At 73.8% G+C, this 23,536-nt stretch carries 18 protein-coding genes and 1 riboswitch; of the genes, 8 read left to right on the top strand and 10 right to left on the bottom strand.

The features are described 5' to 3' along the window. Position 1: 1 nt before the first annotated feature. Positions 2-724: a response regulator transcription factor gene (locus BJP25_RS29685; protein WP_075978287.1), complete on the bottom strand. Its 723-nt coding sequence runs from the start codon at positions 722-724 to the stop codon at positions 2-4. A 169-nt stretch (positions 725-893) separates the two neighbouring features. On the opposite strand from BJP25_RS29685, the gene BJP25_RS29680 reads away from it, so the two are divergent. Genes BJP25_RS29680 through BJP25_RS29670 form a run of 3 tightly spaced genes read left to right on the top strand, consistent with a single transcriptional unit; the run spans position 894 to position 3,858 of the window. Beyond that, on the top strand, positions 894-2,003 hold the full coding sequence (locus tag BJP25_RS29680; RefSeq protein ID WP_075978286.1) for a LolA family protein: 1,110 nt from the start codon (positions 894-896) through the stop codon (positions 2,001-2,003). Continuing rightward, positions 2,000-3,001 (top strand): ABC transporter ATP-binding protein, encoded by a 1,002-nt coding sequence (locus BJP25_RS29675; RefSeq protein WP_075978285.1) that lies wholly within the window; start codon positions 2,000-2,002, stop codon positions 2,999-3,001. Before BJP25_RS29680 ends, BJP25_RS29675 begins: the two co-directional genes overlap by 4 nt. Further along, positions 2,998-3,858, top strand: coding sequence for an ABC transporter permease subunit (locus tag BJP25_RS29670; protein ID WP_075978284.1), 861 nt, complete (start codon positions 2,998-3,000; stop codon positions 3,856-3,858). The genes BJP25_RS29675 and BJP25_RS29670 overlap by 4 nt, the downstream gene beginning before the upstream one ends. A gap of 337 nt (positions 3,859-4,195) precedes the next feature. Here the strand turns inward: BJP25_RS29670 and BJP25_RS29665 are convergent, their stop codons facing one another. From BJP25_RS29665 to BJP25_RS29655, 3 genes are read right to left on the bottom strand one after another with little or no spacing between them, the layout of a single operon-like run. Continuing rightward, entirely contained in the window at positions 4,196-5,173 is a 978-nt protein-coding gene (locus BJP25_RS29665; protein WP_075978535.1) for an ABC transporter ATP-binding protein, read from the bottom strand. Further along, positions 5,170-6,753, bottom strand: coding sequence for an ABC transporter permease (locus tag BJP25_RS29660; protein ID WP_084794694.1), 1,584 nt, complete (start codon positions 6,751-6,753; stop codon positions 5,170-5,172). Before BJP25_RS29660 ends, BJP25_RS29665 begins: the two co-directional genes overlap by 4 nt. Next, complete coding sequence (locus BJP25_RS29655; RefSeq protein WP_075978283.1) at positions 6,732-7,736, bottom strand: thiamine ABC transporter substrate-binding protein; 1,005 nt, start codon at positions 7,734-7,736, stop codon at positions 6,732-6,734. The genes BJP25_RS29660 and BJP25_RS29655 overlap by 22 nt, the downstream gene beginning before the upstream one ends. Before the next feature lie 22 nt (positions 7,737-7,758). Further along, positions 7,759-7,872, bottom strand: a riboswitch (TPP riboswitch). Positions 7,873-7,922: 50 nt separating this feature from the next. Here BJP25_RS29655 and BJP25_RS29650 point away from each other — a divergent pair. Beyond that, a complete protein-coding gene (locus BJP25_RS29650; protein WP_075978282.1) occupies positions 7,923-8,213 on the top strand; it encodes a 4a-hydroxytetrahydrobiopterin dehydratase in 291 nt (96 codons plus the stop codon). Positions 8,214-8,277: 64 nt separating this feature from the next. Here BJP25_RS29650 and BJP25_RS29645 read toward each other — a convergent pair whose 3' ends face one another. Continuing rightward, the gene (locus BJP25_RS29645) at positions 8,278-8,631 is read right to left on the bottom strand and encodes a hypothetical protein (protein WP_075978281.1); all 354 of its coding nucleotides are present in this window, start codon (positions 8,629-8,631) and stop codon (positions 8,278-8,280) included. Between the two features lie 150 nt (positions 8,632-8,781). Between BJP25_RS29645 and BJP25_RS29640 the strand changes: the two genes are divergently transcribed. Then, positions 8,782-9,162 (top strand): hypothetical protein, encoded by a 381-nt coding sequence (locus BJP25_RS29640; protein ID WP_084794692.1) that lies wholly within the window; start codon positions 8,782-8,784, stop codon positions 9,160-9,162. Here BJP25_RS29640 and ychF read toward each other — a convergent pair. Further along, complete coding sequence (gene ychF / locus BJP25_RS29635) at positions 9,152-10,225, bottom strand: redox-regulated ATPase YchF (RefSeq protein WP_075978280.1); 1,074 nt, start codon at positions 10,223-10,225, stop codon at positions 9,152-9,154. The genes BJP25_RS29640 and ychF overlap by 11 nt on opposite strands. A 327-nt stretch (positions 10,226-10,552) precedes the next feature. On the opposite strand from ychF, the gene BJP25_RS29630 reads away from it, so the two are divergent. Together BJP25_RS29630 and BJP25_RS29625 are read left to right on the top strand one after the other, a co-directional pair. Further along, positions 10,553-13,771: a S8 family serine peptidase gene (locus BJP25_RS29630; RefSeq protein WP_075978279.1), complete on the top strand. Its 3,219-nt coding sequence runs from the start codon at positions 10,553-10,555 to the stop codon at positions 13,769-13,771. A 153-nt stretch (positions 13,772-13,924) separates the two neighbouring features. Beyond that, complete coding sequence (locus BJP25_RS29625) at positions 13,925-15,391, top strand: AlkA N-terminal domain-containing protein (RefSeq protein WP_075978278.1); 1,467 nt, start codon at positions 13,925-13,927, stop codon at positions 15,389-15,391. A 370-nt stretch (positions 15,392-15,761) separates the two neighbouring features. Here BJP25_RS29625 and BJP25_RS29620 read toward each other — a convergent pair whose 3' ends face one another. The 3 genes from BJP25_RS29620 to rmuC all read right to left on the bottom strand — a co-directional run bounded on the left by BJP25_RS29620 (position 15,762) and on the right by rmuC (position 20,986). After that, on the bottom strand, positions 15,762-18,758 hold the full coding sequence (locus BJP25_RS29620; RefSeq protein WP_075978277.1) for an AAA family ATPase: 2,997 nt from the start codon (positions 18,756-18,758) through the stop codon (positions 15,762-15,764). After that, entirely contained in the window at positions 18,755-19,897 is a 1,143-nt protein-coding gene (locus BJP25_RS29615) for an exonuclease SbcCD subunit D (RefSeq protein WP_075978276.1), read from the bottom strand. Before BJP25_RS29615 ends, BJP25_RS29620 begins: the two co-directional genes overlap by 4 nt. A gap of 186 nt (positions 19,898-20,083) precedes the next feature. Next, the gene (rmuC, locus tag BJP25_RS29610) at positions 20,084-20,986 is read right to left on the bottom strand and encodes a DNA recombination protein RmuC (protein ID WP_075978275.1); all 903 of its coding nucleotides are present in this window, start codon (positions 20,984-20,986) and stop codon (positions 20,084-20,086) included. 217 nt (positions 20,987-21,203) lie between these two features. Here rmuC and BJP25_RS34440 point away from each other — a divergent pair, with 217 nt between their 5' ends. Further along, positions 21,204-21,800, top strand: coding sequence for a DUF6542 domain-containing protein (locus tag BJP25_RS34440; RefSeq protein ID WP_075978274.1), 597 nt, complete (start codon positions 21,204-21,206; stop codon positions 21,798-21,800). A 721-nt stretch (positions 21,801-22,521) separates the two neighbouring features. On the opposite strand, the gene BJP25_RS29600 is transcribed toward BJP25_RS34440, so the two are convergent. Continuing rightward, positions 22,522-23,484, bottom strand: coding sequence for a 4-hydroxy-3-methylbut-2-enyl diphosphate reductase (locus BJP25_RS29600; RefSeq protein WP_075978273.1), 963 nt, complete (start codon positions 23,482-23,484; stop codon positions 22,522-22,524). Positions 23,485-23,536 lie beyond the last annotated feature (52 nt).

Raw genomic sequence — 23,536 nt, 5'->3', positions numbered from 1 at the left:
GTCAGCGGCGGGGCGCGTCGAGCGCGGCGTCGATCTCGGCGGTGGAGGCCAGGTAGCCGTGGCCGCGCACGGTGCGCACGATGCCGTCGGCGCCCACCGCGTCGAGCTTGCGGCGCAGGTAGCCGACGTAGACCTCCACGGCGTTGCGGGTGGCGGCCTGCTCGTCGCCCCACACCGCGCGCAGCAGTTCGTCCTTGGTGACCACCGAGCCCGCCCGGCCCGCCAGGGTGTCGAGCACGGCGAACTCGCGGGGGCTCAGCGCCACCGGCTCGCCGTCGAAGCTGACCTCGCGGGTGCCCCGGTCGACCACCAGGGCGCCCAGCCGCAGCCTGCGCCCGGAGTCCTCGGCGCCGCGCCGCAGCACCGCGCGGACCTGGGCCACCAGCACCACGAAGGAGAACGGCTTGACCAGGTAGCCGTCGGCGCCCAGGTCGAGCCCGTCGGCCTGGTCGACCTCGCCGTCCTTGGCCGAGACCAGCAGCACCGGGGTGCGCACGCCCTCGGCGCGCAGCTTCTCCAGCACCCGGTAGCCGGACAGGCCGGGCAGCATGATGTCGAGCAGGACCACGTCGAACGCGCCGGTCAGGGCCATCCGCAGGGCCGAGGGGCCGTCCCCGGCGGCCATCACGTCCATGCCCTCCGCGGTCAGCCCGCGCTGCAGGGCCCGGCGCACGCCGAGCTCGTCGTCGACCACCAGCACCCGAGGCTTCACGCCTGCCATCATGGCCGCAGCGGGCCCGCGCGCGCCCGCGCTCTCAGCGGTCTCTCAGGCGCGGGCGCGCTCTCAGTGCCATCTCAGCTCCGGGGGAGCAGTGTCCTCGGTGCGGGGCGGCCCGGTCGGCACACCGGGTGGCCCCGAACAGGGAGAGAACGACGGAGGGGAGATGGCACGGATGAACACCAAGAGGACAGCGCTGTCGGTGGCGGCGGTGGGCACCACCGCCGGGGTGGTCGGGCTGGTGCTGCTGGCCGCGCCCGCGGGGGCCGACGAGGCCCCGCCCGCACTGCCGGACATCACCGCTGAGGCGCTGGTCCAGTCGGTGCTGACCAGCCACGTGCCCGCGCTGTCGGGCAGCCTCACGTTCAGCCAGGACCTCGGGCTGCCGCTGCCGGGGCTGCCGACGGGCGGGGAGACCGCGCGGGTCTTCACCGACGGCCAGGACCGGGCCAGGGTGCAGCTCGACGACGGCAGCGGTGCGAAGACCGTCGTGCACGACGGCGCGACCACCTGGGTGTGGGACGCGGGCGAGCGGTCGGTGGTCAAGTTCACCGGCACCGAGCGCGACCTGGGCACCGACGCCGAGCTGGCCGACCCGGCCGGGGTCGCCAAGGAGCTGGTGACCACCATGCAGGCCGACTCCACCATCGCGGTGGACGGCACGGCGGTGGTGGCCGACCGGCCCGCCTACCAGCTGGTGCTCACCCCCAAGCCCACCGAGCGCACGCTGCTGCGCGAGGTGCGGGTGGCGGTGGACTCCGAGACCCGGCTGCCGCTGCGGCTGGAGGTGCTGGCCAACGGCACCGCCGAGCCGGTGCTCAGCGTCGGGTTCTCCGAGTTCGAGCCGGGCGCCCAGGACGAGTCGCTGTTCAGCTTCACCCCGCCCGCGGGCGCCCAGGTCACCGACGGCAACGCCAAGGCGGCCGAGCACCGGCCCTCGCAGGCGCAGCAGCGCGACTTCCTCGCCGCGCTGAAGCCGAAGACCGTCGGCCAGGGCTGGGACACCGTGCTGATCGGCACCGTGCCCCAGGACCTGCTCAACGCCAAGGTCGAGGGCAAGGCGGAGGGCAAGACCGAGGGCAAGGCCGAGGGCCGGGGCCAGCGCGGCGGCGCGACCAGCGCGCTGGAGCTGGTCAAGCAGTTCGGCAAGCCGGTCTCGGGCGCCTTCGGCACCGGCTGGGTCATCACCACCAAGGTCGGCACCGCGCTGGTGGCCGAGGACGGCCGCGTGGCGCTGGGCGCCGTGCCGCAGCAGGTCCTGGTCGACGCCCTCGGGGCGAAGTGAGCGGGACGACCGAGCGGGCGGTCGCGGGTCACACCGCGGCCGCCCCGCCCGCCGCGCGCACCACCGGGCTGCGCAAGGTCTACCGCGGCACCGTCGCGGTAGACAACGTGGACCTGGAGGTGCCCGCGGGGGCGGTGCTGGGGATGCTCGGCCCCAACGGCTCCGGCAAGACCACCACCATCCGGATGCTGCTCGGCCTCGTCGTGCCCACGGCGGGCGAGGTGGAGCTGCTGGGCCACCCGCTGCCCGGCGGGGCGGCCGAGGCGCTGCCCGAGGTGGGCGCCCTGGTCGAGGGGCCGGGGTTCCACCCGTTCCTGTCCGGCCGGGAGAACCTGCTGCGGGTCGCGGCCGCCGAACCGCACCTGCCGACCGCGCGCATCCCCGCCGCGGTGGGCGAGGCCCTGGAGCGGGTCGGCCTGTCGCACGCGGCCACCCGCCGCTACCGGGGGTACTCGCTGGGCATGAAGCAGCGGCTCGGCCTCGCCGCGGCGCTGCTCGTGCCGCGCAAGCTGGTCGTGCTCGACGAGCCGACCAACGGCCTGGACCCGGCGGGCACCCGGGAGATCCGCACGATCATGGCCGACCTGCACGCCGCGGGCACCACCGTGATCGTCTCCTCGCACCTGCTGGCCGAGGTGGAGGCCACCTGCACCCACGTCGCCGTGCTCAACCAGGGCACGGTCGTGGCCCAGGGCGAGCTGCGCGACCTGCTCGACGCGGGCAGCGCCACCCTGCTGGTGGCCACCCCCGAGGTGGTCGCCGCCGTGGACGCCCTGCGCGACCGGCGCATCCCGGCCCGCGAGGTCGCCGACGGCCTGCGCGTCGACATCTCCGCCACCACCGCGCCCGAGGTCGTCGAGGTCCTGGTGCGCGCGGGCGTGCCGGTCCACGAGGTGCGCAGGCAGCGCACCGGCCTGGAGGACCTGTTCGCCCGGCTCACCGAGGACGCCGTCGACGCCGACGTCGCCGAGCTGCTCGTCCCCCAGGAGGCGTCATGACCGCCACGACCGCGCAGGTACCGCTGCGGCGGGCGACGAGGGCGCCGCTCGGGCGGCTGCTGCGCTCGGAGCTGCGGATGGTGCTGCGCCGCCCGCGCACCCTCGTCGGGCTGGGGCTGCTCGCCCTGGTCCCGGTGGTCGCGGGCATCGGCATCGCGATCGCCACCGCCGACGGGCCCGGCGAGCTGGGCGGCGACGTGCTGGCCTCGCTGGCCGCGGGCAACGGCCTGCTGCTGCCGATCTTCGCGCTGACGATGGCGATGGCCATGCTGCTGCCGCTCACCGGGGCGATGCTGGCCGCCGACGCGCTCGCGGGCGAGGCCGCGCACGGCACCCTGCGCGGGCTGCTGGTGGCGCCGGTCGGCCGCGCCCGGCTGGTGGCGGTCAAGGCGTTCGGGGTGGCGGCGGTGTCGCTGCTCGCGGTCGCGCTGATGGCCGTCACCGGCACGATCACCGGGCTCATCCTGCTCGGCGGCGACGGGATGATCACCACCTCGGGCACCACCCTGCCGTTCCTCGACGGCCTGGGCCGGGTGCTGCTGACCGTGCTGCTGGTGACGGTGCAGGTCTGGGCGGTGGCCGCGGTCGCGCTGGCCATGTCCGCCTGGACCGAGCACCCGCTGGTCGTCGTCGTGGTGAGCCTGGGCGTGGTCATCGTGTCCGGGGTGCTCAGCGTGATCCCGGCGCTGGACTGGCTGACCCCGGCGCTGATCACGACCAGCTGGCAGGGCATCGCCGCCGTCGTCCAGGACCCGGTGCCGTGGGACACCCTGGGGACGGGGCTGCTGCGGGCGGCGTGCTACATCGTCATCGGGTACTCGATCGCGCTCTCGCGGACCTTGACGCGCGACGGGTGACGTCGCTGGGGGCTGTCAGGTGGGGCCCGGTTGAGTGGGTTCCGCTCGGTTTTGCCGGGGGGTTCGGGGGTTTGGGTGGGTGGCCCGGTTGGGTGGATCCGCTTGGTCGGGGGCCCCTACGGCGATCATGTGCTGCGGGCGGGGAAAAGGCGGGCTGAAAAGACGCCCGCCCGTCCCGTTGGGTAGCACATGATCGCCTCCCCCGACCAAGCGAATCCACCCAACCGGGCAGGGCCCGCTGCCCGGGCTCGGCTTCCTGGGGTGGTCGCCCTTCCCCCGCAATGCTGTCCGGGTTCGGCTTGTGGGGGTGGGCGCGTTCTTTGGGGTGACGGGGGTTCTAGCCGACGGGGGCCACGCCTTCGGGGTTGAGGCGGACCGACACGGTGGTGCCCACCGCCACCTGGTCGGTGATGGCCGCGGTGGCGTCGACGTTGCCCAGGCCGTCGATGGCGACGGACAGGAGGACGTGGTCGCGGCGGTGGACGGTGGTCAGGACGCGGGCCGGGACGCCGTCCGGGGCGACGCGCAGGGCGGAGGTGCGCAGGCCGACGTCGCCGTGCCAGGGGACGTCGCCGAAGAGGTGGAGGCGGTCGGCGGGCAGGACGGTGGAGCAGCCGAGGAAGTGGGCCGTCTCGGGGTCGGCGGGGTGGGCCCAGACCTGGGCGGGGGCGCCGACCTGGCGGATGCGGCCTGCGCGCATCAGGGCCACCCGGTCGGCCAGGGTGAAGGCCTCGTCGTGGTCGTGGGTGACGACGAGGGCGGAGGTGCCCGCCACCCGCAGCACCCTGGCCAGGTCGACCGCCAGGTGCTCGCGCAGCGCGCGGTCGAGGGCCGAGAGGGGTTCGTCGAGGAGCAGCAGGCGCGGTTCGGGGGCCAGCGCGCGGGCCAGGGCGACCCGCTGGGCCTCGCCGCCGGAGAGCTGGGAGACGCGGCGGCCGCCGTAGCCCGCCAGGCCGACCAGGTCCAGCAGCTCGGCGACGCGCTCGTCGCGGCGGGGGCGGGGGACGCCCGCCATACGCAGGCCGAAGGCGACGTTGCCCGCCACGTCGCGGTGCGGGAAGAGCTGACCGTCCTGGAAGACCAGGCCGAACCCGCGCCGGTGCACGGGCACCCCGGCCAGGTCGGCGCCGTCCCAGCGCACCGACCCGGCGGTCAGCGGCTCCAGGCCCGCCACCGCGCGCAGCAGGGTGGACTTGCCGCAGCCGGACGGGCCCAGCAGCGCCACCACCTCGCCGTCGTCGACCCGCAGGTCCACGTCGGACACCGCAGCCAGCGGGCCGTAGCGCACCGAGACCCCCGCCACCGACAGCATCAGAACTCCCCCACTCCGCGCACCCGCAGGCGCTCCACCAGCAGCGCGATGGCCACCGTGACCAGCATGAGCAGCGTGCAGGCCGCGTAGGCCATCTGGTTGTTCAGCTCCCCCGGCCTGCCCACCAGCCTGCCGACCACCACCGGCAGGGTCGCGGTGTCCGGGCGCACCAGGAAGCTCGTCGCGCCGAACTCGCCCAGCGCCACCACGTAGCCGAACGCCGCCGCGGCCAGCAGCGAGCGGCCCGCCAGCGGGATGTCGACCTCCCGCCACACCCGCCACGGCCCGGCGCCGAGCGAGGCCGCCGCCTGCCGCAGCCGCTCGTCCACCGACCGCAGCACCGGCAGCAGGGTGCGGACCACCAGCGGGGCCACCACGAGCGCTTGGGCGAGGGGCACGAGCGCCCCGGACGTGCGCAGGTCGCCGGGCAGGGCGTCGAGGGTGACCAGGTAGCCGAAGCCGACCGTCACCGCCGAGACGCCCAGCGGCAGCATCAGCGCGGTGTCCAGCGACTCCACCACCCCCGGGCGCACGCGACTGCGGCCCAGCACCACCAAGGCGACCGACGCGGACACGCCCAGCAGCAGCGCGAGCAGGGTGGCGTCGGTGGCGACGCGGACGGAGTTGAGCGCCGCCTCGAACCCCGTGACCGACAACGAGCCGCGGTAGCCGGTGCCGCTCAACGCGCGGTAGCCAGCGAAGCCGCCCTCGAACGACCGCAGCACCAGCGTCACGATCGGGATCGCCAGCAGCGCGACCACCGCGTACCCCGCGGCAGCGGCGAACCACTCACCACCCACCGGCCGTCGCAGTGCCTCGACGCGTCCCCTGAGCCGCAGGGCGCCTTCGCGCTTGCGGCGCGCCACCGCGCCGATCACCAGGACGGAGACGACCGCGACGAACTGCACCAGGGACAGCGCGGCGGCCCCCGGCAGGTCCAGCAGCTCCACCGTCCGCAGGTAGATCTCCGTCTCCAGCGTGCGGTAGTCCGAACCACCCAGCAGCAGCACGACACCGAAGCTGGTGGCGCAGAACAGGAACACGATCGCCGCGGCGGACCCGAGGGCCGGGGTCAGCGCGGGGAGAGTGACGGAGGTGAAGGCGCGCAACCGCGACGCCCCGAGCGAGCGCGCGGCCTCCTCCGCCCGACGGTCCAGGTGCGCCCACAGCCCGCCGACCGTGCGGGCCACGACGGCGACGTTGAAGAACGCGTTCGCCAGCACGATCGCCACCGGCCCGCCGCCGGGCAGCAGCGCCTTGAACGCGAGCCCGACCACCACCGTCGGCAGCACGAACGGGACCAGCACCGCCGCCCGCACGACCCCGCTGCCGGGCACCCTGGCCAGCAGGAACGCCACCGGCAGCCCGGCCGCCACCGCGACCAGGGTGGACGCGGCCGCCTGCGCCAGGGTGAACCCGACCAGGCCCCAGGTGTCACCGTCGACCAGGGCGTCGCCGACCCCGCCCTGCCCGACCCCCAGCCGCACGATGGCGGCCACGGGCCAGGCGAAGAAGACCGCGAGGAACGCCAGCGGGACGGCCGCCAGGGCGACCCCGGCGGTCAGCCCGCGGTGTCGCGCCACTGCTCGATCCACCGCTGGCGGTTGGCCGCGATGTCGGCCGCCGGCAGCGTCGCGGGCTTGTCCGGCAGCGGCGCCGCAGTCGCCCACGACCCGGGCAGGGCCACGCCCTCGCGCGCGGGGTAGACGTACATCGACTCCGGCACGGTCTTCTGGAAGTCCTCCGAGATCAGGAAGTCGAGCACCTTGCGCGCGTCATCGGGGTTCTTCGCCCCCGACAGCACCCCCGCGTACTCGACCTGCCGGAAGCAGGTGTCCAGCAGGGCGGAGGTGCGCGGCTTGCCGTCCTCGCCCACCTCGGCCGACGGCGACGAGGCGTAGGAGACCACGATCGGGCGCGGGCCCTTGCCCGAGGAGCCGGAGAAGTCCTGGGTGTAGGCCTCCTCCCAGCCGCTGACGACCTTGACCCCGTTGGCCTTGAGCTTGCCCCAGTAGTCGCGCCACCCGTCCTCCCCGAAGTGCGCGACGGTGCCCAGCAGGAACGCCAGCCCCGGCGAGGAGGTGGCCGGGTCCTCGACGACCAGCTTGTCCTTGTACTCGGGCTTGGCCAGGTCGTCGAAGGTCTTCGGCGGGTTCGGCAGCGCGTTGTCGACGTTGACGCACACGTCGCCCACGTCGACCGCGGTCAACCGGCCGGTGTCGTCCACGGCGTAGCGCTGCGGGCCCTTGCCCGCGTCCGGGCTGCGGTACTCCGCGAACACCCCGGCGTCGAGCGCGCGCGAGGCGAAGGTGTTGTCCACCCCGAACGCCAGGTCCCCGACGGGGTTGTCCTTGGTCAGCACGAGCTGGTTGGCCAGCGCCCCGGCGTCCCCGGACTTGCGCACGTCGACGGTGATGCCGCTGCGGGACTTGAACGCGTCCAGCACGGCCTGGTCGACGGTGAACGAGTCGTGGGCGACCAGCACCACGGTGTGCTCGGCCTGGGCGGGCCCGGTCGAGCACCCGGCCAGCACGGCCAGGGCGAGCAGGGGGAGCGCTCTGCGCATGGGGGACCTTCCTCGGTGGGCGTGCGCACCACGAGGACCTCCCTGCGCAGGCATGACCCTGATCAGGTATCGACGGTCGAGGGCTGGGTGGCCCTCCTCTCAGCCCGGCCGCTACCGGACTCCCGTGGTTGGCCGCCGAGCCTACGCCGCCGGGCGCGCCGCCCGCGCGCCAGGCACCATGGACCCATGCCGGAACTGCTGAGCGAGCACGAACAGGGCAAGGCCCTCGGCACCCTCCCGCACTGGAGCCGGGTCGAGGGCGCACTGGTCCGCGAGGTCGAGCTGGAGTCGTTCCCAGAGGCCATCGCGGTCGTCAACCGGGTCGCGGAGGTCGCCGAGAGCGCCGACCACCACCCCGACATCGACATCCGCTGGCGCACCCTGAAGTTCACCCTCAGCACCCACAGCGAGGGCGGCATCACCCAGCTGGACGTCACCCTGGCCACCGAGATCGACGGCATCCTCGACGTGATGTAGGCCCTGGCCCGCCCCCGGTCACGAGACCCCGCGGAGGGTTGGCGCGGGGTGGTGGGCAGTGCGCCTAAGCCCCCGCGAGCAGCGGGTCCTCCCCCAGCGCCACCACGGCGGGCACGTCCACCCCCAGCAACTCCAACTTCCGCCACGCCGCGTCCCGCACCACGTCGTCGAACAGCGGCTCGTACCACGGGAACAACGTCGCCAGCTCCACGCTCCGCCCGATCTGCCCCAGCTCCATCAACCGCCACAACCCGTACGACGGCGCCGGGTCCAGCACCAGCCGCCGGGTGGCCCCCACCGCCCCGTGCTCCTCGACCAGGTGGATGAACGTCCGAGGCGTGTACCCGATCGCGGTCAACGCCGAGATCCCCCGCCGCACATGCCGCTCGAACACCACCACGAGCCCATCGGTCACCATGCGTACAGGGTCGCACCGAAATACCCGCTCATCAGCCCACGTCCGTTACCCGCTGCAACAACCGCCAACCAGGTGACCCCCACCGTGACCCTGAACGCGCGACAAGGCCCCCGTCGGACCTCGACACCGCCTGACGAGCGGAGACGCCCCGTGATCCCGTACCACGAAGCCGCTGACCTGGACGTCTACCTGGAGGACAGCTTCGTTCTCGGCATCGAGGAGACCCCCGGCGTGCTCCGCTTCCGGTTGGACGCCGTGCTCACCCCCGAACACCCCGACTGGCACCCGCCCCACCCCGGCGAGCAGCACTGCTACGTCGGAGCGCACCTGACCTTCCGCGCCTGCACCCGCGTCGAGTGGATCTCCCGGACGGGCGCCACCTACACCGACGCGTCCGGGGAAGCGGACCACGGCAACATCGACACCATGACCCGCCACCCGACCCACTGGCACCTGACCGGGGACTGGGGGGAGGTGCGGGTGCACACCACCGAACCGCCCGCCCTGGAACCGATCGACCTCAGACGTTGAAGCGGAACTCGACGACGTCGCCGTCGGACATGGTGTAGTCCTTGCCCTCGATGCGGACCTTGCCCGCGGCCTTGGCGGCGGGCATGGAGCCCGCTTCGACGAGGTCGGCGTAGGAGACGATCTCGGCCTTGATGAAGCCGCGCTCGAAGTCGGAGTGGATGACGCCCGCGGCCTGGGGGGCGGTGGCGCCCTGGGGGATGGTCCAGGCGCGCGCCTCCTTGGGGCCCGCGGTGAGGTAGGTCTGGAGGCCGAGGGTGTGGAAGCCCGCGCGGGCGAGGGCGTTGAGGCCGGGTTCGGTCTGGCCGACGGACTCCAGGAGTTCGCGCTTGGACTCGTCGTCGAGTTCGATGAGCTCGGACTCGACCTTGGCGTCGAGGAAGACGGCGTCGGCGGGGGCGACGAGCTTGGCGAGGGTGGCGACGCGCTCGTCGTCGGTGAGGATGGACTCGTCGGCGTTGAAGACGTAGAGGAACGGCTTGGTGGTGAGCAGCGACAGCTCGCGCAGCGGGGCGGTGTCGACGCCCGCGGAGAACAGGGTGCGGCCGGAGTCGAGGATGTCCTTGGCGGCGGTGGCGGCCTCCAGGGCGGGCCGGGCCTCCTTGCGGGTCCTGGCCTCCTTCTCCAGCCGCGGCAGCGCCTTCTCCAGGGTCTGCAGGTCGGCCAGGATCAGCTCGGTGTTGATCGTCTCGATGTCGGCGAGCGGGTCGACCTTGCCGTCGACGTGGACGACGTCGGGGTCGTCGAACACGCGGATGACCTGGCAGATGGCGTTGGCCTCGCGGATGTTGGCGAGGAACTTGTTGCCCAGGCCCGCGCCCTCGGCCGCGCCCTTGACGATGCCCGCGATGTCGACGAAGGACACCGTCGCGGGGACCACCTTCTCGCTGTGGAACAGCTCGGCGAGCCGGTCCAGGCGGGGGTCGGGCAGCGCGACGATGCCGACGTTGGGCTCGATGGTGGCGAACGGGTAGTTCGCGGCGAGCACGTCGTTGTTCGTCAGGGCGTTGAACAGGGTGGACTTGCCGACGTTGGGCAGGCCGACGATGCCGAGGGTCAAGCTCACGGGTCAACAGTCTACGGACCGGCCCCGGCGGGCCCGCGCGCCGCCCGGCGAGCCGAAAAGTTACCAACACCGTTCCCAGTTCTGGTCACTGATCGTCGCGTCTCGTGGGCCGTACATCCGCACGGAAGCGCCCGTTCGCCTGGTAACGCCGAGGCCATGACCAGCGATGTCGTTACCCTACGTGGGTGAAGTGGCGTAAAGCCCCGGTGGGATTAGCCCAAATGGACGCTAGTCATCGCATCCCCGCCGAACAACACTCCGTGAGCGCCCTGCCGCTGACCCGTGTCAGGCGCGCGCCACCCACCCGCTGAGGAAGAAGGAAGTGGGATGATCCAACCCGAACGGCGGCGGCGCCGGATCGCGCTCGGCGTGGCGTTCAGCACGGCGCTGGCCAGCGTCGTCCTGGCGACCGGTCCGACCGCGAGCGCCGCGCCGAACCCGGCCCCCTCGGCCGACGACGGCCAGGGCATCGGCAAGCACGACCTCGAACTGCTGAACAAGGCCCAGCAGGCCGGCGAGAAGACCGTCAAGGTCCTCATCAGCACCAGCGAGGGCGACGCCGCCGCCAAGGTCGACGAGCTGTCCAAGGCGGGTGCCAAGGTCGAGTACCGCAAGGACGACATCGGCTACGTCCGCGCCGAGGTGCCGACCGACCAGGTCAAGAAGATCGCCAAGCTGCCCGGCGTGAGCGCGCTCGACCTCGACGAGAACGTCCCGCTGCCCGACCCCTCGCCGGAGGGCATGGCCGACCCGACGCCGCAGGCGCCGCCGACGGCCTCGACGCCCCGGGTGAACCCCTACATGCCGACGGGCGACACCAACGCCGCCCAGTTCGTCAACGACCACCCCACCTGGGACGGCCGCGGCACCACCGTCGGCATCATCGACTCCGGTGTGGCGCTCGACCACCCGTCGCTGAACACCACCAGCACCGGCGAGCGCAAGATCACCGACTGGGTCACCTACACCGACCCGAGCTTCACCGGCACGGCCAACAACGACGACGACCCGACGTGGCTGCTGATGACCACGAAGACCACGGGCGCCGCGGTGGGCATGCCGAACGAGACCGGTGACCTGCGCACCGGCACGCTCGACGAGCGCGACCCCCGGCTGGCGGGCGAGTCGGGCAACGACATCAACCGCGACGGCAACCCGGCGGGCTCCAAGGGCACCTTCGGCGTGCTGTGGAACGTCACCACCAGCACGGTCTGGGTCGACACCGACCAGGACGGCAGCTGGACCGACGAGAAGCCGATGACCGACTACAAGGTCAAGTACGACATCGGCTACTTCGGCGTGGACAACCCGGCGACCCCGGTCGCCGAGCGCCAGCCGTTCGTCGTGCAGACCGACCCGGCCAACCAGGCGGTCAACATCGGCATCGTCTCCGGCGAGCACGGCTCGCACGTGGCGGGCATCGTCGCGGGCAACCGGCTCTTCGGCGGCACCATGTCCGGCGCGGCGCCCGGCGCCAAGCTGGTCTCGGTCCGGGTCTGCCTGTGGATCACCGGCTGCACCAACCACGCCCTGCTCGAAGGCATGATCTACGCCGCGTCGGTGGCGAAGGTCGACGTGATCAACATGTCCATCGGCGGCCTCCCGGCGCTCAACGACGCGAACAACGCGCGCGCTGAGCTCTACGACCGCCTGATCGACACCTACAACGTCCAGATGTTCATCTCCGCGGGCAACGAGGGCGCGGGCGCGAACACCGTGGGCGACCCGTCGGTGGCCACCAAGGTCGTCTCCGTGGGCTCCTCGATCACCAAGGAGACCTGGCGCTCGAACTACGGCTCCGACCTGGGCGTCAGCGAGAGCCTGCACGGCTTCTCCTCGCGCGGCCCGCGCGAGGACGGCGGCTTCAAGCCGAACGTGGTGGCCCCGGGCTCGGCGATCTCGACGATCCCGACCTGGATGGCGGGCGCCCCGCTGGCGGGCACCTACTCCCTGCCCCCGGGCTACGCGATGCTCAACGGCACCTCGATGGCCTCCCCGCAGGCCGCGGGCGCGGGCGCGCTGCTGGTCTCCGCGGCCAAGGCGCAGGGCATCTCGCACACCGCCGCGCAGATCCGCTCGTCGTTCTACTCCACCGCCCGGTTCATCAGCGGCCTGGGCGCCTACGAGCAGGGCAACGGCCTGATCGACGTGCGCAAGGCGTGGAACCTGCTGAAGAAGAACCCGTCCGACGTGCAGATCACCGCGACCGTCCCGGTCAACACGGTGCTGTCGGGCTTCCTCAAGACCCCGGGCATCGGCACCGGCATCTACGACCGCGAGGGCGTCAAGGCGGGCACGACCTACACCCGCACCTACACCCTCACCCGCACCAGCGGGTCGGCCGCGCCGGTGACCTACAAGGTGGACTGGGTCGGCAACGACGGCACGTTCTCCTCGGCGAACAAGGTCACCCTGCCGCTCAACAGCCCGGTCAAGTTCCCGGTCGCGGTGTCGCCGGGCAGCACCGGCATCCACTCCGCGATCCTGAACCTGGACAGCCCGCTGACCTCCGCGGTCGACGCGCAGACCCTCAACACCGTGATCGCGGCGGACGACTTCACCGCGGCCAACGGCTACACCATCCGCAAGGGCGGGGAGATCGGCCGCAACCAGGTGCAGTCGTTCTTCTACCGGATCGCGCCGAACACCCCGGCGTTCAAGGTCGACCTGCAGGGCGGCGGCACCACCGCGGGCGCGGGCCAGATCCGCTTCCTGCGCTTCCACCCCTACGGCGTCGCCCTTGAGGACAACGCCACGCCGAACTGCTACAACCCGCCGGTGGCCGGGTGCGACCTCGGTTCGCCGACCAGCCGCACGGTGTCCAACCCGATGGCCGGGGTGTGGGAGGTCGTGGTGGAGGCCCGCCGCACCTCCGACGCCGCCAAGGCGCCGTTCGCGCTGACCGCCTCGGTGCTCGGCGCGACCGTCTCGCCGAACCCGGACGTCATCCCGACCGCCGCCACGGGCACCCCGGTGAGCCGCAGCTACACGCTGAAGAACGTCTTCGGGCCGTTCACCGGCAAGGCCTCGGGCACCAACCTGGGCAGCGCGCTCAAGGAGCAGAAGTCGATCGGCGACGGCGAGTCCAAGCAGTTCCGGTTCGTCGTGACCGCGGGCTCGACCGCGCTGCGGGTGCGCATCGGCAACACCTCCGACATCGGCGCCGACCTGGACCTGTCGGTCTACCGGTGCACCACCTCGTGCGCCCTGGTCGGGCAGTCCGCCGACGGTGACTCGGAGGAGGAGGTCGTGCTCGCCAACCCGGCGGCGGCCACCTACATCGCGGTGGTCGACGGCTACGCGGTGCCCGCGGGCACCACGACCTACGACTACCTCGACGTGTTCACCAACCCGGCGTTCGGGTCGCTGTCCATCACCGACGCCAACGCCTCGCGCCCGGCGAACGGGTCGTGGACGGTGCCGGGCACGCTGACCGCGAACGCGGCACCCGCCGCGGGCCGCGTGCTGCTGGGCAACGTCGAGGTGCGCACCGACACCGGTGTGCTCGTCGGCTCGGGTGACGTGGTGGTGCAGGCGGTCTCCTGACCGCTCGCACGACCGCGGTTCGCCCGCGGCGTGACAGGACGACAACACGGGGACCTGCCCAGCCGGGCAGGTCCCCGTGCCGTTCTCCGGGAAATCGAGGCTGATGTCTCTTTCTCGCCAGACCGGGGGCCCGCCCGCCGGCAGCATGGTCCGGTGTTGATCGACCCGGAGACGGCCCTGCGCGCCGCCGCGGTCCGCGACCCGCGGTTCGACGGCCTGCTGGTGCTGGCCGTGCGCACCACGGGCACCTACTGCAGGCCGTCCTGCCCGGCGGCGGCCCCGCGCAGGCGCACCGCCGAGTTCTTCCCCACCGCGGCCGCCGCCCAGCAGCACGGCTACCGGGCCTGCCTGCGCTGCCTGCCCGACGTGGTGCCCGGCTCGCCGGAGTGGAACACCCGCGGCGACCTGGCCGGGCGGGCGATGCGGCTGATCCTGGACGGGGTCATCGAGCGCGAGGGCGTGCCCGGCCTGGCCCGCCGGGTCGGCTACTCCGAGCGCCACCTGACCAGGGTGCTGACCGCGGAGCTGGGCGCGGGCCCGCTGGCGCTGGCCAGGGCCCAGCGCGCGCACCTGGCCCGGCTGCTCATCGAGACCACGGCGCTGTCGGTGTCGGACGTGGCCTTCGCCTCCGGCTTCGCCAGCGTCCGCCAGTTCAACGACACCGTGCGCGCGGTGTTCGCCGCCACCCCCTCCGAGCTCCGGACGGCCGCCACCCGCCGCGGTCCGCGAAGACGCGTCCCGGCGAGCCCGGGCCGGGTGACGCTGCGGCTGCCGGTGCGCACCCCGTTCGACGCCGCGGGCCTGCTCGCCTTCCTGGGCGGGCGGGCCGTGCCGGGGGTGGAGGCGTGCTCACCGGGCCGCTACGCGCGCACCCTGCGCCTGCCGCACGGCCCCGCCACCGCCCACCTGAGGCCCGCGGGCACCCACGTGCAGTGCACCCTGCGCCTGGCCGACCTGCGCGACCTGGGCACCGCCGTGGCCCGGCTGCGCCGCCTGTTCGACCTCGACGCCGACCCGGTGGCCGTGGACCGGGTGCTGGCCGCCGACCCGGCCCTGGCCCCCGCGGTGGCCACCACCCCGGGCATCCGCGTCCCGGGCAGCGTCGACGGCACCGAGACCGTCCTGCGCGCCCTGCTCGGCCAGCAGCTGACCGTCTCCGCCGCCCGCGCCGCCGCCCGCCGCCTCACCGAGGCCGTCGGCGAACCCCTCCCGGTCCAGGACGGGGAGCTGACCACCCTGTTCCCCTCCGCGGCCGCCGTCGCCGAGCGCGGCGCCGAAGTCCTCGCGGGCCCCACCCGCCGCGTCGACACCATCCGCTCCCTCTGCACCGCCATCGCCACCGGCGACCTCGAACTCCACGTCGGCGTCGACCCCGAAACCCTCCGCACCCGCCTCCAGTCCTACCCCGGCATCACCCCCGCCACCGCCGGCTACATCACCATGCGCCTCCTCGGCGACCCCGACATCCTCCCCCCGAACGACCTCACCCTCCGCACCCCCCACGGCCTCACCTCCCCCCAGGACGACCCCGCCGACCGGGCGCGGGCCTGGAGCCCCTGGCGCTCCTACGCGGGCATGCACCTCTGGCGCGCCTCCGCCCGCACAGCCCCCGAGCCCTGACCCACCCCCTCCCCCTCGTCACCTATCCCACAAAACCTCCCCCACCCCTTCCTCCCACCCTCCCCCATCTCGAATCCCCTCCCCCACTGGGCTTTTCCCACAACGCGCCCACCCACACAACCGGCGGCCCGGCTACGCCAGTGCTCGATGCGGTGGTCTTGTTCGGCTGGGGGAGGCGATCATGTGCTACCCAAACGGGACGGGCGGGCGTCTTTTCAGCCCGCCTTTTCCCGCCCGACAGCACATGATCGCCGTAGGGGCCCCAGCCGAACAGGACCACCGCATCGAGCAGGCCAGCGGAGCCCCGCGATCCCCGCCGATGCCGAAGGCGAGGCGACACCAAACACCCGCCGAAGGCGAGGCGGGACACCTACCCCTGCACCACCCGAGACCCGCCCCGCGCCTTCTTCACGTGCAACCGCACCGGGATCCGCTGCCGCAACTCCTCCACGTGCGACACCAGCCCCACCACCCGACCCCCGTCCCGCAGCGTGTCCAAAATAGACATCACGTCGTCCAGCGCGTTCGCGTCGAGCGTGCCGAAGCCCTCGTCCACGAACAGCGTGTCCAGCAACGCCCCACCGGACTCCGCGGCGACCACGTCGGCCAACCCCAGCGCCAGCGACAGCGAGGCGAGGAACGACTCCCCGCCGGAGAGCGTCTTGGCGGGCCGGACGCGCCCCGAGTAGTCGTCGAGCACGTCGAGCCCCAACCCGCCCCGCGTCCCCCGCGCCCCCGCGGCGTCGGAGTGCACGAAGGAGTACCGGCCCTGGCTCATGTCCCGCAGCCGGGCCGAGGCCGACACCGCGACCTCCTCCAACCGCGCGGCCAGCACGTACGAGCGCAGCGACATCCGCGCCGAGTTCTGCCCCCGCCCGTTCACCACGTCGGTCAGCGCGTCCAGCTCCGCGTAGGCGGCCTCCACGGGCTCCAGCCGCTGCCACGCCGCGCGCAGCCGCTTGCCCAGGTCGCGCACGGCCACGAACCGCGTCCGCGCCTCCCCCGCCGCCGCCACGGCCTGCTCCGCCGCCGACCGGGTGCGCTCGACCGCGTCCCGCAGCGGCAGCAGGTCCACCTCGACGTCCGGCTCGATGCCGAACAGGTCCATGTCCGACAGGGTTTCCTTGTGCTGCTTGACCGCTGCCTCGGCGTCGGCGAGCTTGCCCCGCAGCTTCTCGACGACGTTGTCCTCACGCGCGGCGCCCAACGCCTTCGCAGCGGACGGGAACCCCGCGGCCGCCACGGCCTCGGACAGCGCTTCCTCGTGCTCGGCAAGCCTTTCCCTGGCCGCGACGAGCGCCGCGCACGCGTCCGCGACCTGGTCCAGGCGAGCGGTGCGGCCCTGCACGTCGGCCACGCGGGCCGCCACGGACTCGAACGGCCCCCGCGCCTGCGCCAGCACGGCCGCGCGCTCCTGCACGGCCTCCACCAGCCCGCGCCGCTCGGAGTCCACGGCCGCCGAGTCGCGCTCCACCAAGGACCGCCGCTGCCGCAGCGCGTCCAGGCCCTGCTCCAGCTCGGCCAGCTCCTTGTCGAGCACGTCGACCCGGGCGGCGGCCGCCACGGCGCCGTCGAACGCCGCCCGCACGGTGGCCAGCTCGGTCGACAAGTCGACGCCCCGCCACGGCGCGAGCCGTTCCTCCAGCTGCGCCAACTCCGTGCGGGCCCGCGTCAACGCCTGCCCGGCCCGCTCCCGCGCGTGCAGCGCCCGCTGCTCGGCGACCTCGGCGCGCTGCTCGTCCTCGGGCGTGGCCGTGTGCCCGGACGGCAGCGCGGGCGCCGGGTGCTCGTGCGCCCCGCACACCGGGCACGCCTCCCCCGCCGCCAACCCGGCCGCCAGCTCCGCCGCCATCCCGTCCAACCGGGCCTGCCGCAACGCCTGCACGCGCTCGCGCGCCTCCTGGTGGGCGTCCACGGCGGCGCGGTTGTCGTCCTCCGCCGACACCAGCGCCTGCCGGGCGCGCTGCGCCGCGGCCGTGTCCTTGGCGGCGGCGGCGACCTCGTCCCGGCGGGCGCGCAGGCCGTCGACCGCGCTGCGGGACCCCGCCGCGCTGTTGGCCGCCTCGCGGGCGGCGGCGATGCGCGGCGGGTACTCGGCCAGCGCGCGCTCGACGTCCGCGGACGTCTGCGCCAACTGCTCGGAGCGGGTCACCAGCCGCGCCAACCGCTGCTCGTCGGCCGCCTGCCGCTCCGCCTCCGCGACGAGCCCGCCGAGCGCGCCCGCTTCCTCGCGCAGGGCCCCGGCCCGGGCGCGCAGCTCGTCGACCACGGACCCGTCGACACCCCGCCGCCGCCCGCGCGCCACCCACTCGCGCAAGCGCTTGACACCCGTCTCACCAGCGGCGTCAACGGCCTGCTCGGCGCGCGCCACCGCGGCGTCCACGGCCCGGCGCGCCCGCCGCAGCTGGTCGTCGGCCAGCACCACGGGCGCGGCCCGGCGGGCGTCGTCCAGCTCGGTGCGCCACGAGGCGCGGGCGGGCGCCTGGGCCTCCAGCTCCGCGAGCTCGCGGGTGGCCCTGCGCACCCGCTCGACCTTCGCCACCAGGTCGCGGCCCTCGGCCAGCGCCTCCTCGGCGCGGGCGCGCTGGGCCGCGGTCGCCCGCACGCCCTGCTCGGTCACCCGGTGCAGTGCCTCGGCGGCGGTGGTGACGGCGTCGAGCCAGCCCAGGTCGGGGGTCTGCGGGGCGTCCTGGCCCGAGGCCTGCTCGAAGCGGGCCAGCAGCTCGCCCGCCTCCCGGCGCGCCGCCTCCAGCTCCCGGTGCTTCTCGGTGCGGCGGGTGCGGAACCACTGCTCGACGCGGGCGAAGTTCTGCGTGCCGAACAGCTTCTCCAGCAGGGTCTCGCGCTCCTCGGTGCCCGACCGCAGGAACCGGGCGAAGTCGCCCTGCGGCAGCAGCACCACCTGGAAGAACTGGTCCTTGGTCATCCCCAGCAGCCGCTCGACGGTGTCGGCGACCTCGTCGATGCGGGTGATGCCGTCCGGGGCGTGCCCGGAGGGGGCCTGCCCGACCCAGCTCAGCGACACCCGCGCCTGCTGGCGGGTGGTGCCCTCGCCGCGCTTCTTGGGCCGCTCGTACTCCGGCGACCGCACGACCCGCAGCCGGTGGCCCTGCACGGTCAGGTCGAGCGCCACCTCGGTGACCTGGTCGGGGTCGGCGTAGTCGCAGCGCAGCCGCTTGGTCTCGCCGCGCATCCCGGGCACGGTGCCGAACAGGGCGAACGCCACCGCGTCGAGCAGCGTGGTCTTGCCCGCCCCGGTGTCGCCGTGCAGCAGGAACAGCCCGTCGGCGGCGAGCGCGTCGAAGTCGACCACCTCGGTGCCCGGGTAGGGCCCGAAGGCGGAGACCTCCAACCGGTGCAGCCTCACCGCCTGCCCTCCGCGGCGACGGCGGCCAGGGCCTCGCGCAGCAGGGCGCGCTCGGCGCCGGTGGGCTCGCTGCCGCGCAGGTCGGCCACGAAGCAGCAGGCCACCTCCTCGTCGGACTTGCCGCGCACGGCCTCGCGGTAGCGCAGCTCGCGCTCGCCGCCCTCGGGCCGCCACTCCAGGTGCACCGCGTGCGGGAAGCGCTCGCGCAGCCTGCGCATGGCGTCCAGCGGCCGCACCACGTCGGTCAGCTCGACGCTGAGGAACTTGTCCACCAGGGCCTCGTGCACCGGGTCGACGAGCAGGTCGTCGAGGGTGCCGCGGGCGGTGGCCAGCTCGCGCGGCACCGGCAGCTCGACCCGCTCGACGCCAGCGAGCCCGTGCGCGTCGAGGTCGGCGATCCACACCGACTTGCGCTGGCGGGCCTCGGAGAACGAGTAGGCGAGCGGGCTGCCGGAGTAGCGCAGGTCCTCGCGCAGGGTCTGCGGCCCGTGCAGGTGCCCGAGGGCCACGTAGTCCACGCCGTCGAAGGTGCTCGCGGGCACGTGCGGCACGCCGCCGACGGCGATGGTGCGCTCGGAGTCGGTCGCCTCGCCCCCGGTGACGAACGCGTGCGCCAGCACGACGCTGCGCGGGTTCCCCTGCCGCGCCAGGTCCGCCCCGACCCGGCGCATCGCCTCGCCCAGCACGCCCGCGTGCCCGCGCAGCTCCGGCTTGCCGAGGGCGTGGCGCGCGGGTTCGGGCTCCAGGTAGGGGATGCCGTAGACGGCGACGGGCCCGTGCGCGTCGCGCAGCAGCACCGGGCGGTCGAGGTCGGCGGCGGTGGTGCGCAGGTGCAGCCCGCCCGCCTCGGCGAACTGGGCGAACGCGCCGAGCCGGGCCGCGGAGTCGTGGTTGCCGGGGGTGATGACGATCGCCGCCCCGGCGGCGGCGAGCCGGGCCAGCACCCGGGTGCAGGCGGCGATGGCCTCCGCGGCGGGCACGGCCCGGTCGTAGAGGTCGCCCGCGACCACCACGACGTCGACGCGGTGGGTGTCGACCAGGTCGGCGAGGCCGCCGAGGACCGCCTCCTGCTCGCGCAACAGGTCCCGGCCGTGGAAGGTGCGCCCGACGTGCCAGTCGGAGGTGTGCAGCAGGCGCATGCTGACCCACGGTAGGCGGTGGTCGGCCCAGCGCCACGGCGGACACGCCGACCGCACGCGTGTTCGACCGGCACGGCCCAGCCCGCGGGTGGGGCACGTCGCCGAAACCGGTGCGCGCGGTGCGCTCGGGGCCGTGGTCGACTGCCTGGAGCGCCGTCAGGGGGCGCCCCGGGCCCTGGCCGCAGGTCAGTCCTCGACGGCCTCGCGCACCCCGGCCAGCTCGGCGGCCCCCGACGCCTCCGTCAGCGGCGCCACGGCCCCCCGAAACTGCTCCAGCGCCTCCAGCTCCCGCCTGCGCGCCGAGACGAACCGCTGGAGGTGGGTCGAGGACAGGTTCACCGCGTCGATGGCCCCCGCCGCCGACCGGTGCGCCGCCGCGGCCGCCGACTGCACCGCGGCGACGTCGGCGGCGATGGTGCGGGAGGTGGCGGCGAACAGCGCCGCGGACGCCACGACGGCGAACCCGGTGGGCCCGCACAGGAACACCCGCCGGTCGAGCAGCCACCGCAGCAGCGAGGGGTCGGCGTCCAGCGCCGCCACCACCGCGGCGTCGGAGGGGACGAACATGATCGTGCCGTAGATGGCGTCGGCCCAGCGCTGGTAGCCCTTGCCCGCCAGGTCGGCCGCCCGGGACCGGATGTTGCGCACGTGCACCCGCAGCGCGTCCAACCGCTCCTCGGCGTCGTCGGTCTCCACCGCCTCCACCCAGGTCGCCATGCTCATCTTGGCGTCCACCGGCACCTTGCGCCCGTCCCCGACCAGCAGCAGCAGGTCCGGCCGCGCGGCACCGCCCCCGGCCACGTCGGTCTGCACGGTGAAGTGCAGCCCCTCCCGCATCCCGAGCGCCCTGGCCGTCTCCACCAGCACCTGCTCGCCCAGCTCCCCCCGCCCGGAGATCGACGCGAACGCCACCTCGTAGCGCCGCAGCGCCGTCTGGTGGGCGTCCGACCGCGCCCGCTCCCCGGCCAGCTCCGCGCGGAACGCCGCCGCCCGCCGGTCGCTGTCGGCGTAGAGCCGCCAGAACAGCGCCGTGGCCGCGGCCAGCAGCAGGGCGAGCACAGCGGCCAGGGTGGCGAACACCGCCGTCACGGTCGGGCCTCCAGGGGATCGGGTGCACCGGGTCGGGCCCGCGGGTCCGGGCGGGCACCGCGGGGCGATCATTACCCCACAACCGGTCACCCACAGCGTCGAACCCCCACGCACCGCCACCCCGCCGTGTGACCACGCTCACTCCGTCGGGTGGTCCGCCTCCCGGTTCCCCCGACCAACGACAGCGGCGCCACCCGGGCGGCTAACGTGTACCGCCGTGACCGCCACGCGCGATCGCCACGGCGATCTTGACGACACCGCAGCACCGACCTGGGACGAACGCCCCCTGTTCGGCGCCTCCCGCGGCCTGCCGTGGTGGGGCGCCGTCCTCCTGGCCCTCGGCCTCTCCGCCGTGACCGCGGCCGTCGACGTCAACCGCCAGGCCGCCCTCGGCGTGGTCTACCAGGTCGGCTTCGTCCTCGGCTGCGTCGCCGCCGTCGCCCTGGTCCGCAGGCGCAGCCTCTTCGGCCCCATGGTCCAGCCCCCCCTCGTCTTCGCCGCCACCGCGGCGGGCGCCCTCATCGTCTTCGGCCCCAGCGCGGGCGGCGGGCTCAAGAACCTGCTCTTCAACGTGGCCCTGCCGCTCACCAGCAACTTCCCGCTGATGGCCATCACCACCGCGGTGTGCTTGGCGCTGGGCATCGTGCGGTTGTTCGTCCAGCGCGATCCCGCTCGCGGGCAGGGCGGGGGCCGGGTTGCCGCTCCCGCTGGGCGCGAGCGGGAGGCCCGGGAGCGCGCGGCCGCTGCCGCGGGGAAGCGGCCCCGGCCGCGTGACGGGGAGCGGCGGCCCGTGCGGAAGTCCCGGCCTGAGTAGTGCCTGGCTCTCGGGCTTGAAGGATTCCGGGACCTTTCTCGCTGGCTCGATGCGGTGATCTCGTTTGGGCGGGGCCCCTACGGCGATCATGAGCTGAGAGAGCGGGAAAAGCTGGGGCGAAAAGAGCCCCGCTCAGCCCGGACAGGGTAGCCCATGATCGCCTACCCCACCCAAACAAGATCACCGCATCGAGCACCCCCGTAGCCGGGCCGCCGGTTCCGTAATTGCTCGCTCCGTGGGCAAAGAAGAAAAGACACGGTGTCCGGCCGCATGAGCTGGCCCGCCGAGTTGTCCACAGCCAAGGCGCCGGGGTCGAGTTCTGTCGGTCCCCGCCGGTAGCGTTGAAAACAGGGGTCCCCTTGCCCGGGCTACCCCCGCGCCAGCCTGCAAGAAGAAGGCACCCAAGGCGACCACCCACACAAGCCGAGCCCGAACAGCAGGCACTGCCCGGTTGGGTGGATTCGCTTGGTCGGGGGAGGCGATCATGTGCTACCCAAACGGGACGGGCGGGCGTCTTTTCAGCCCGCCTTTTCCCCGCCCGCAGCACATGATCGTCATAGGGGCCCCGACCAAGCGGATCCACCCAACCGGGCCACCCACCCAAGCCCCCGCTCTTCAAGAGCCCCGCGCAGCGGAAGGCCGAGCGCAGCGGGAAAGAGCCCCGCGCAGCGGAAAGAAGAGCGCAGCGGAGGGCCTAGCGCAGCGGGAGGGAAAGGGGGGGTCAGGAAGAAGAGGGGGCGCGCTTGGTCCGCACTTCCTTGGGGAGGGCGAAGGTGATCTTCTCGTTGGCGGTGGTGATCTCCTCGACGCCTGCGTAGCCGCGGTCGGCGAGCCAGGCCAGGAGGTCCATGACCAGCTCGTCGGGGACGGAGGCGCCGCTGGTGACGCCGACGGTGTCGACGTCGGTGAGCCAGGTCTCGTCGACCTCGTGGGCGAAGTCGACGAGGTGGGCGGCGCGGGCGCCCGCTTGGAGGGCGACCTCGACGAGGCGCTTGGAGTTGGAGGAGTTGGTGGAGCCGACGACGAGGACCAGGTCGCACTGGGGGGCCATGGTCTTGACGGCGAACTGGCGGTTGGAGGTGGCGTAGCAGATGTCGTCGCTCGGCGGGTCCTGCAGCAGGGGGAAGCGCTGCTTGAGCTGGTCGACGCGCTCCATGGTCTCGTCGACCGAGAGGGTGGTCTGCGACAGCCAGATGACCTTGGACGGGTCGCGCACCTCGACGGTGGCGGCGTCCTCGGCGGTGTCGACGAGGCGGACGTGGTCGGGGGCCTCGCCCGCGGTGCCCTCGACCTCCTCGTGGCCCTCGTGGCCGATGAGCAGGATGTCGTAGTCGTCCTTGGCGAAGCGCTTGGCCTCGAAGTGCACCTTGGTGACCAGGGGGCAGGTGGCGTCGATGGTGCGCAGGTTGCGCGCGGCGGCCTCCTCGTGCACCGCCGGGGACACCCCGTGCGCGGAGAACACCACCAGCGCGCCCTCGGGGACCTCGTCGGTCTCGTCGACGAAGATGACGCCCTTGGCGCGCAGGGTCTCCACGACGTGCTTGTTGTGGACGATCTCCTTGCGCACGTAGACCGGCGCGCCGTGGGCGGCCAGGGCCTTCTCGACCGTCACGACGGCCCGGTCGACGCCCGCGCAGTAGCCCCGCGGCTTGGCCAGCAGCACGCGCTTGGTCGCAGCACTCATGGTGACCAGGGTACGTGTGGCCCGGGTCTCCGCCCGCGCCCGCCGTGGCCCG

It is taken from the genome of Actinokineospora bangkokensis (genome assembly GCF_001940455.1).
GTDB lineage: Bacteria > Actinomycetota > Actinomycetes > Mycobacteriales > Pseudonocardiaceae > Actinokineospora > Actinokineospora bangkokensis.
The sequence above is the reverse complement of the archived record's forward strand: the minus strand, read 5'-3'. Positions and strand labels throughout refer to the sequence as shown.

Excerpts from the sequence above, each read along its gene's own strand:
- BJP25_RS29670 (WP_075978284.1), top strand. The coding sequence starts at position 2,998 with ATGACCGCCACGACCGCGCAGGTACCGCTGCGGCGGGCGACGAGGGCG.
- BJP25_RS29680 (WP_075978286.1), top strand. The coding sequence starts at position 894 with ATGAACACCAAGAGGACAGCGCTGTCGGTGGCGGCGGTGGGCACCACC.
- BJP25_RS29615 (WP_075978276.1), bottom strand. The coding sequence starts at position 19,897 with ATGCGCCTGCTGCACACCTCCGACTGGCACGTCGGGCGCACCTTCCAC.
- BJP25_RS29630 (WP_075978279.1), top strand. The coding sequence starts at position 10,553 with ATGATCCAACCCGAACGGCGGCGGCGCCGGATCGCGCTCGGCGTGGCG.
- BJP25_RS29650 (WP_075978282.1), top strand. The coding sequence starts at position 7,923 with ATGCCGGAACTGCTGAGCGAGCACGAACAGGGCAAGGCCCTCGGCACC.
- BJP25_RS29685 (WP_075978287.1), bottom strand. The coding sequence starts at position 724 with ATGATGGCAGGCGTGAAGCCTCGGGTGCTGGTGGTCGACGACGAGCTC.
- BJP25_RS29655 (WP_075978283.1), bottom strand. The coding sequence starts at position 7,736 with ATGCGCAGAGCGCTCCCCCTGCTCGCCCTGGCCGTGCTGGCCGGGTGC.
- BJP25_RS29600 (WP_075978273.1), bottom strand. The coding sequence starts at position 23,484 with ATGAGTGCTGCGACCAAGCGCGTGCTGCTGGCCAAGCCGCGGGGCTAC.
- BJP25_RS29645 (WP_075978281.1), bottom strand. The coding sequence starts at position 8,631 with ATGGTGACCGATGGGCTCGTGGTGGTGTTCGAGCGGCATGTGCGGCGG.